We start from the raw sequence: 9446 nt of genomic DNA on the forward strand, positions 1-9446 counted from the left end.
CGATCACGTAGGTGGGGGTGCCGAACTGGTCGGCGATGTCGGTCAGGGGCACCTCGCCCACGCAGAGTCGTCCGTCGTCGTCGGAGTGGGCCGTCATTGGCCAGATCGCCGGGTGGAATCGCGGCGAAGCCGCAAGGCCTATGGCAGGCAGGATGTCCGGCAAAGTCGATGTCATGACTTCAGCCTGCGCGCGGATCAAGCGGATGCCACTTCCCTAACGGATCCTTGACGGCGCTTGGCCGGAAATTGACGACGGTCGGCCCCCATACAACGGAAATTGACGACGGTCGGCCCCCATACAATGGGGTGATCATGACCGCACGGGGGCCAGAAATCACAGATACCCCGATCGCGGGGCTTGTCGAGTTGGCGCTGCGCGCGCCCACGCTGCAGCGTCTCATCGACTTCGCTGACGATCGGCCCGGGGAATTGGCCTTGGTCGGCCCGGCCGGCGCACGACTGTTCGTCGCCTGCGCGCTGGCCCGCGGGGGGCCGTTGCTGGTCGTTACGGCGACCGGCCGGGAAGCCGATGACCTTTCGGCCGAGTTGCGCGGTGTCCTCGGCGATGCGGTCGCGATGTTCCCGTCCTGGGAGACGCTGCCCCACGAGCGGCTTTCTCCCGGCGTGGACACCGTCGGCGCCCGGATGATGCTGCTGCGCCGGCTGGCTCACCCACAGGACGGCCGGCTTGGCCCGCCGCTGCGGGTGGTGGTCACCGCGGTCCGTTCGATGCTGCAGCCGATGGCTTCGCGGCTGGGCCAGGCCGAGCCCCTGACGCTGACGGTCGGCGACGAGCTGGCCTTCGAAGATGTCATCACCCGGTTGGTCGAGCTGGCCTACACCCGGGTGGACATGGTCGGCCGGCGCGGCGAATTCGCCGTCCGCGGCGGCATCCTCGATATTTTCGCTCCGACCGCCGAGCACCCGGTGCGGGTGGAATTCTGGGGCGACGAGGTCACCGAGATGCGGATGTTCGCGGTGGCCGACCAGCGGTCGATCTCGGAGATCAGCGTGGACTCCCTGATCGCGGTCGCCTGCCGCGAGCTGTTGCTGACCGACGACGTGCGGGCGCGGGCCGCCGAGCTGGCCGGACATCAACCGCCGCCGGAGCACGGCGCCGCCGGCAGCGTCGGCGAGATGCTGGCCAAGCTCGCCGAGGGCATTCCGGTCGACGGCATGGAGGCACTGTTGCCGGTGTTGCGGCCCGAGGACATGACGCTGCTGACCGATCAGCTGGCCGACGGCACGCCGGTGCTGGTCTGCGACCCGGAGAAGGTACGAACCCGGGCGGCCGACCTGATCAAGACCGGCCGCGAATTCCTCGACGCGTCCTGGTCGGTGGCTGCGGTGGGTGGCGATTCACCGATCGACGTCGAGGAGCTCGGCGGATCGGGATTCCGCGAACTCGAGGAGGTGCAGGGTGCCGCGCGGCAGTCCGGGCACCCGTGGTGGACGCTGAGCCAACTCTCCGACGAGTCGGCGATCGAGCTGGACATCCGCGCCGCGCCGTCAGCCCGTGGCCATCAGCGCGACATCGACGAGATCTTCGCGATGCTGCGCGCGCACGTGGCAACCGGCGGGGCCGCCGCCGTCGTCGCGCCGGGCACTGGAACAGCGCATCGCGTCGTCGAGCAGTTGGCCGAATCCGATACGCCGGCAACGATGTTGGAGTCGGGGGCCGAGCCCAGGCCCGGCGTGGTCGGGGTACTCAAGGGCCCACTGCATGACGGCTTGGTCTTCCCCGGCGCAGACCTGGTGATCGTCACCGAAACCGACCTGACTGGCAACCGGATGACGGCTACCGACGGCAAGCGACTGGCCGCCAAACGCCGCAACACCGTCGACCCGCTGGCCCTGACCGCGGGCGACCTGGTGGTGCACGATCAGCACGGCATCGGCCGGTTCGTCGAGATGACCGAACGTACCGTCGGCGGCGCGCGGCGCGAGTACCTGGTGCTGGAGTACGCGTCGAGCAAGCGGGGCCGAAGCGAAACCGACAAGCTCTATGTGCCAATGGATTCCCTCGATCAGCTGTCCCGCTACGTCGGTGGCCAGGCGCCGGCGCTGAGCCGGCTCGGCGGCAGCGACTGGACCAACACCAAGACCAAAGCCCGTAAGGCGGTCCGGGAGATCGCCGGCGAGCTGGTGGCGCTCTACGCCAAGCGGCAGGCCACCGCGGGGCATGCGTTCGGGCCGGACACCCCGTGGCAGGCCGAGATGGAGGACGCGTTCGGCTTCACCGAGACTGTGGACCAGCTCACCGCGATCACCGAGGTCAAGTCCGACATGGAGAAACCGGTGCCGATGGACCGGGTGATCTGCGGCGACGTCGGGTACGGCAAGACCGAGATCGCGATTCGGGCGGCGTTCAAAGCGGTCCAGGACGGCAAGCAGGTCGCGGTGCTGGTTCCCACCACGCTGTTGGCCGACCAGCATCTGCAGACCTTCGCCGAGCGGATGGCCGGCTTCCCGGTCCGGATCAAGGGCTTGTCCCGGTTCACCGAGCCCGCTGAATCCCGTTCCGTCATCGAGGGTTTGGCCGATGGCACGGTGGACATCGTGATCGGCACCCATCGGTTGCTGCAGACCGGCGTGCACTGGAAAGACCTCGGTCTGGTGGTCGTCGACGAGGAGCAGCGCTTCGGCGTCGAGCACAAGGAGCACATCAAGTCGTTGCGCACCCACGTCGACGTGCTGACGATGAGCGCCACCCCGATCCCGCGCACGCTGGAAATGAGTCTGGCCGGGATCCGCGAGATGTCGACGATCCTCACGCCGCCCGAGGAGCGCTACCCGGTGCTGACCTATGTCGGGCAGCACGACGACAAACAGATCGCCGCTGCGCTGCGCCGTGAGCTACTGCGCGACGGACAGGCGTTCTACGTGCACAACCGGGTCAGCTCCATCGACGCCGCCGCGGCGCGGGTGCGCGAGTTGGTGCCGGAGGCCAAGGTTGCCGTCGCGCACGGTCAGATGCACGAGGATCTGCTGGAGACGACCGTCGAGGGATTCTGGAACCGGGAGTTCGACATCCTGGTGTGCACCACAATCGTCGAGACCGGCCTGGACATCTCCAACGCCAACACGCTGATCGTCGAACGAGCCGACACGTTCGGTCTGTCCCAGCTGCACCAGCTGCGCGGCCGGGTGGGTCGAAGTCGGGAGCGCGGCTACGCCTACTTCCTGTATCCGCAGCACGCGCCGCTCACCGAGACCGCCTACGACCGCTTGGCGACGATCGCCCAGAACAATGAGCTGGGCGCCGGCATGGCGGTGGCGATGAAGGACCTGGAGATCCGCGGCGCCGGCAATGTGCTGGGCGCCGAGCAGTCCGGACACGTCGCCGGGGTGGGCTTCGACCTCTATGTCCGGCTGGTCGGCGAGGCGGTCGAGGCGTACCGCGCTGCGGCCGACGGCCAGACCGTGCTCAGCGCCGAGGAGCCGAAAGATGTGCGCATCGACCTGCCGGTGGATGCGCACCTGCCGCCGGACTACATCCCCAGCGACCGGCTGCGGCTGGAGGGATACCGGCGGCTGGCCGCGGCGAGCCACGACTCCGACATCGACGCCGTCGTCGAGGAGCTGACCGACCGTTACGGGGCGCTGCCCGAAACCGCCGAACGGCTGATCGCCGTCGCTCGGCTCCGGCTACTGTGCCGCGCCGCGGGCGTCACCGAAGTGTCGACGGCGTCGGCGGCCACCCTGCGACTGGCGCCGATGACCCTGCCGGACTCCGTGCAGGTGCGCCTGGCGCGCCGGTACCCGGGTGCGCGTTACCGCGCCACCACCTCGACCGTCCAGGTTCCTATTCCGCGGGCCGGTGGTGTCGGCGCACCACGTATTCGCGATCTCGAATTAGTTCAGATGGTGGCCGATTTGCTGGCGGCGCTGGACGGGAAGCCGGGAGAATCGACCCAGGTAGTCACGGCAAAACAGGAGCGGCAAGCGCGATGAAGTGCGTCCACGACGACCGCCCCGGTGGGGGCCGGCGCCGGTGACTGTCATCCTGGTCGACCCTCGCCGCCCCTCGCTGGTTCCGGTGGAAGCCATCGAGTTGCTCACCGGTGAGGTGCAGTACACCGAGGAGATGCCCGTCGCGGTGCCCTGGACGCTGCCGGCGGCGCGCCCGGCCCACACCGGCGATGACGCTCCGGTGCTGTTGTCGTCCGACGCCGAGCACCCCGCGGTCACCGCGCGGTTGGCCGCCGGTGAGCGCCTGATCTCCGCGCCCGGGCAGCAGCCCGGGGAGCGGCTGGTGGACGCCGTCGCGATGATGGACAAGCTGCGCACCGCCGGGCCGTGGGAAAGCGAGCAGACCCACGACTCGCTGCGCCGGTTTCTGCTGGAGGAGACCTACGAACTTTTCGACGCGGTCCACAGCGGCGATACCGACGCGCTGCGCGATGAGCTCGGCGACGTGTTGCTGCAGGTTCTGTTCCACGCGCGCATCGCCGAGGACGCGCCTGAGCATCCGTTCACCATCGATGACGTCGCCGAAGCGCTGCTGCGAAAGCTCGGCAACCGGGCTCCGGGAGTCCTTGCCGGCGAGACGATTTCGCTGGACGAACAGTTGGCTCAGTGGGAGGAGCGCAAAGCTCTGGAGAAGCCGCGGAACTCGGTGATGGACGACGTGCCCACCGGTCAACCGGGTTTGGCCTTGGCGCACAAAGTGATTCAGCGCAGCACCCGGGCCGGCGTGCCGTTGGACCTGATCCCGGCGAACATCACCTCGATCACCGTGACGGCCGATGTTGACGCCGAAAATGCTTTGCGCACGGCCGTACTGGAGTTCATGGATACCATGCGGGCCGTCGAGAAGGCGGTCGCCGCGGACCGTCGCGTAGCGGATGTACCCGCGGAACTGGACGTCGCCGCGCTCGGCACGATCACCGAGGACGAGTGGCGCGCATGCTGGCCGTCGGCCGACGACGCCGAACCGGAATCCGGGACCGCCATCGAAGAGTCTGCTGTCGACGACGCGGCGGCGTCCTCTGACGACCCCGAAAAGGACTGACGCGGTATTGACGCGCGCGAAAGCGGGCGTCGGCGCGGTGATGTTCGACACGCCCGGCGCGGCGATCCGCGCTCGGTTATCTGCAGCTAGGGCGCCCATCATTGTGGCTGGAAAATCGGTGTCGGCCGGAAACCCGGCGTTCACGGCGTGGTGACCTACTCGATTCACATGGGACCATGGACGCAGAATCGTGGTTTAGGGGTGTGTTGTGTCGCCGGTGCGTTGGCTGCGGGCGCTCGCCGTCGTGGGTGCAACGGCGCTGCTGTTGGCGTCTAGCTGCTCGTGGCAGCTCGGCCCCTTTATCCCTAAGGGCGTCCCGCCGCCGCCTGGTGCCGTGGTGCCACCGGTCGACACGCATGCCAAGGGCCGGCCCGCCGACCAGCTTCATGCGTGGGCGGCTGAGCGCGCGCCGGCGATGCACATACCGGTAACCGCTCTGGAGGCCTACGGCTACGCCGCCCGAGTCGCCGAGGTGGAGAACCCCAACTGTCATATCGCCTGGACGACGCTGGCCGGCATCGGCCAGGTGGAAAGCCATCACGGCACCTACCACCACGCGACACTGTTTCCCAACGGCGACGTGCGGCCCCCGATCAGGGGTGTGGTGCTCGACGGAACCAACGGCACCATGCGCATCATCGACAGCGAGGCGGGCGGGATGGGCGGCGAGCCGGACACCGTGCGAGCCATGGGGCCGATGCAGTTCATTCCCGAGACCTGGCGGGAATACGGCGTGGACGCCAACAACGACGGTGCGACCAGCGTCGACAACATCGACGATGCCGCATTGTCCGCGGCGGGCTATTTGTGTTGGCGCGGGAAGGATCTCGCCACCGCGCGAGGGTGGATCACCGCGCTGTGGGCCTACAACGACTCCGACGTCTACGCGCGCGCCGTTCGCGACTGGGCTACCGCCTATGCGGCGGGTCACTCGCTCTGAGGAGAGGCTTTAGGCTACTGGTGGCAGTTACGGATCTCGTAGCAACTCCGTAACCCTTACGACGCAAGGAGAACCAGTGCCGATTATCGAGCAGGTCGGGGCCCGAGAGATCCTCGATTCCCGCGGTAACCCGACAGTCGAGGTCGAGGTGGCCCTGATCGACGGGACGTTCGCGCGGGCCGCGGTGCCCTCCGGTGCGTCGACCGGAGAGCACGAGGCCGTCGAACTGCGCGATGGCGGCGAGCGGTATGGCGGCAAGGGCGTCAAGAAGGCCGTCCAGGCCGTGCTCGATGAAATCGCGCCGGCCGTGATCGGGCTCAACGCCGATGATCAGCGACTGGTCGATCAGGCTCTGCTGGACCTCGACGGCACACCGGACAAGTCCCGGCTGGGTGCGAACGCCATCCTGGGCGTCTCGCTGGCGGTCAGCAAGGCCGCCGCCGATTCGGCCGAGTTGCCGCTGTTCCGCTACCTCGGCGGGCCCAATGCGCACATCCTGCCGGTACCGATGATGAACATCCTCAACGGCGGCGCACACGCCGACACCGCCGTCGACATCCAGGAGTTCATGGTGGCCCCGATCGGCGCGCCGAGCTTTTATGAGGCGCTGCGCTGGGGTACCGAGGTCTACCACGCGCTGAAGTCGGCGCTGAAGAAGCAGGGGCTGTCCACCGGACTGGGTGACGAGGGCGGATTCGCCCCCGACGTGCCCGGAACCCAGGCCGCGCTGGACGTGATCAGCCAGGCCATCGAGTCCACCGGTTTCAAGCTCGGCGCCGACGTGGCATTGGCGCTCGATGCGGCAGCGACCGAGTTCTACACCGACGGCACCGGCTACGCGTTCGAGAAGAAGACCCGCTCCGCCGATGAGATGACGCAGTTCTACGCAGAGCTGCTCGACTCCTACCCGCTGGTGTCCATCGAAGACCCACTGGCCGAAGACGATTGGGACGGCTGGGTGGCCCTGACCACAGCGATCGGCGATCGGGTGCAGATCGTCGGAGACGACCTCTTCGTCACCAATCCCGAACGCCTGGAAGAGGGCATCGACAAGGGTGCGGCAAATGCCTTGCTGGTCAAGGTGAACCAGATCGGCACGCTCACCGAGACACTCGATGCGGTGGCGCTCGCCCACCACAGCGGCTACCGGACGATGATGAGCCACCGCAGCGGTGAGACGGAGGACACCACGATCGCCGACTTGGCGGTGGCGGTGGGCAGCGGGCAGATCAAGACCGGCGCCCCGGCCCGCAGCGAGCGGGTGGCGAAATACAACCAGCTGCTTCGGATCGAAGAAGCGCTCGGTGACGCGGGGCGCTACGCCGGTGATCTTGCCTTCCCCCGGTACGCACCGTAAGCCCGATACCCTTAGCGTCCGATGCCCGAATCGAAACGGCCAGAACCGAAGCGGCGCTCTCCGGCCTCGCGTCCGGGGAGGGCCGGCGATTCGGTGGCAGGCCGGCCGCGCAAATCGACGGCGGCCCGTCGCGGGCAGGCGGCATCGCGTGCGATGCCCGAGGTCGTCGAGCCGATTAAACAGGCGATCGCCGAATCGGCCGAGCAGCGTTCGGATCAGCGACTCGGTCTGACTGCGCGACGGGCGGCGATCCTGGCGGCGGTGGTCTGTGTGCTGACCCTGACCATCGCCGGCCCGGTCCGCACCTACTTCGCGCAGCGCACCGAGATGAAGCAGCTGTCCGCCTCCGAATCCGCACTGCGTCACCAGATCACCGATCTCGAGCAGCAGAAGGGAAAGCTGGCCGATCCGGCATACGTCGCGGCGCAGGCCCGTGAGCGCCTCGGGTTCGTCATGCCTGGCGAGATCCCTTATCAGGTCCAGCTTCCGCCGAATGCCGCGCTTCCCGGCGACCCGGGGTCGGCGCCGACCGCCGCGGCCACCAACGACCCCTGGTACACCTCGCTCTGGCACACCATCGCCGACAGCCCGCACGGCCCGCCGACTCCGGCGCTGCCACCACCCCCTGCGTCGCCCAGTCCCATGCCACCCGGCCCGTTGCCGCCCGGTGGTTGATCCCGCGGACCTCGATGTGGTGGCCGGCCAGCTCGGCCGCGAACCGCGTGGAGTGCTCGACATCGCATACCGCTGTCCCAACGGTGAACCCGGCGTGGTGAAGACGGCGCCGAAACTTCCTGATGGAACACCCTTTCCGACGTTGTACTACTTGACGCATCCGGCACTGACCGCCGCGGCGAGCAGGCTGGAGACAACCGGAATGATGCGAGACATGACCCAGCGGCTGCAGTCCGACCCCGAGCTGGCCGCCGCCTATCGACGGGCCCACGAGTCCTACCTGGCCGAGCGGGATGCCATCGAGCCGCTGGGGACCACGTTTTCCGGCGGCGGCATGCCCGATCGGGTCAAGTGCCTGCACGTGGTGATCGCGCATGCGCTGGCCAAGGGCCGGGGAGTCAACCCGTTCGGCGACGAGGCGCTGGCGGTTCTTGCCGTCGAGCCGTCGATGGCCGGCATCCTGGCGCCGGGGGACTGGCGCTGATGGCTACGCGTGTAGCCGCAATTGACTGCGGCACCAACTCGATTCGGCTGCTCATCGCTGACGCGTCCGACGGGCAGCTGCACGACGTGCATCGCGAGATGCGGATCGTGCGACTCGGCCAGGGCGTCGACGCCACCGGTGCCTTCGCACCGGAGGCGTTGCAGCGCACCCGGTCTGCGCTGGTCGACTACGCCGCGCTGTGCACAACCCACCGCGTCGACCGGATACGCATGGTCGCGACGTCGGCCACCCGTGACGCTGGCAACCGCGACGTCTTCTTCGCGATGACGGCCGACGTGCTCGGCGATGTGGTGGACGGTGCCATCGCCGAGGTGATCACCGGCGCGCAAGAGGCCGAGCTGTCTTTTCGCGGCGCGGTCAATGAATTAGATGCCGCTGCAGGGCCTTTCGTCATTGTCGATCTGGGCGGCGGCTCGACGGAAGTCGTAGTGGGCACCGACCTGGTGGTGGCGAGTTATTCGGCCGACATCGGCTGCGTGCGACTGACCGAGCGTTGCCTGCATTCGGATCCGCCGACGGCCGCCGAGGTGGCCGTCGCGCGCGAGGTGGTTCGCGAACGGCTCGGCGAGGCGCTGCGCGTCGTCCCGGTGGAACAGGCCCGCACCTGGGTGGGTGTGGCCGGTACGATGACGACGGTCGCCGCACTCGCACAGGACATGACCACCTATGACGCTGCGGCCATTCATCTCCTCTGCGTCGGTGTGGACCGGCTGCTAGAGGTCTGCGACGGGCTGATCGGCATGCCGCGAGCGCAGCGCGCGGCGTTGGGGCCCATGCACGAGGGGCGGGTCGACGTGATCGGTGGCGGCGCCATCATCATCGAAGAACTGGCGATCGCGCTGCGCGAGCGGGCCGGTATCGACGCGTTGACGGTCAGTGAGCACGACATTTTGGACGGTATCGCGCTGTCGATCGCCTGAACCGTTAAGCCAACGGGCGGTGCCCGGAGGAGATT

7 protein-coding genes and 1 pseudogene are annotated in these 9446 nt (G+C 68.1%); 7 read left to right on the forward strand and 1 reads right to left on the reverse strand.

Going from position 1 to position 9446, the window contains the following annotated elements:
* Positions 1–175: pseudogene (locus VGH54_RS28320) on the reverse strand (diaminopimelate decarboxylase); the annotation flags it as partial.
* A 137-nt stretch (positions 176–312) separates the two neighbouring features.
* Here VGH54_RS28320 and mfd point away from each other — a divergent pair.
* From mfd to VGH54_RS28355, 7 genes are all read left to right on the forward strand, one after another.
* Positions 313–3954, forward strand: a complete 3642-nt coding sequence (gene mfd, locus VGH54_RS28325; protein WP_331515472.1) for a transcription-repair coupling factor — start codon at positions 313–315, stop codon at positions 3952–3954.
* A gap of 40 nt (positions 3955–3994) precedes the next feature.
* Complete coding sequence (locus VGH54_RS28330; RefSeq protein WP_331515473.1) at positions 3995–5014, forward strand: nucleoside triphosphate pyrophosphohydrolase; 1020 nt, start codon at positions 3995–3997, stop codon at positions 5012–5014.
* Between the two features lie 208 nt (positions 5015–5222).
* Positions 5223–5954, forward strand: a complete 732-nt coding sequence (locus tag VGH54_RS28335) for a lytic transglycosylase domain-containing protein (RefSeq protein WP_331515474.1) — start codon at positions 5223–5225, stop codon at positions 5952–5954.
* Positions 5955–6030: 76 nt separating this feature from the next.
* Complete coding sequence (gene eno, locus VGH54_RS28340; protein WP_331515475.1) at positions 6031–7311, forward strand: phosphopyruvate hydratase; 1281 nt, start codon at positions 6031–6033, stop codon at positions 7309–7311.
* 21 nt (positions 7312–7332) lie between these two features.
* Positions 7333–7986 (forward strand): septum formation initiator family protein, encoded by a 654-nt coding sequence (locus VGH54_RS28345; protein ID WP_331515476.1) that lies wholly within the window; start codon positions 7333–7335, stop codon positions 7984–7986.
* Positions 7979–8470, forward strand: coding sequence for a DUF501 domain-containing protein (locus VGH54_RS28350; RefSeq protein ID WP_331515477.1), 492 nt, complete (start codon positions 7979–7981; stop codon positions 8468–8470). Before VGH54_RS28345 ends, VGH54_RS28350 begins: the two co-directional genes overlap by 8 nt.
* Positions 8467–9411: a Ppx/GppA phosphatase family protein gene (locus VGH54_RS28355; protein WP_331515478.1), complete on the forward strand. Its 945-nt coding sequence runs from the start codon at positions 8467–8469 to the stop codon at positions 9409–9411. The genes VGH54_RS28350 and VGH54_RS28355 overlap by 4 nt, the downstream gene beginning before the upstream one ends.
* The last annotated feature ends 35 nt before the right edge of the window (positions 9412–9446 follow it).

The sequence above is a fragment of the Mycobacterium sp. genome (assembly GCF_036488105.1).
Lineage (GTDB): Bacteria > Actinomycetota > Actinomycetes > Mycobacteriales > Mycobacteriaceae > Mycobacterium.

What these genes read in the sequence shown, in the direction of transcription:
- mfd (WP_331515472.1), top strand. Translation starts at nt 313, where the DNA reads ATGACCGCACGGGGGCCAGAAATCACAGATACCCCGATCGCGGGGCTT.
- VGH54_RS28345 (WP_331515476.1), top strand. Translation starts at nt 7,333, where the DNA reads ATGCCCGAATCGAAACGGCCAGAACCGAAGCGGCGCTCTCCGGCCTCG.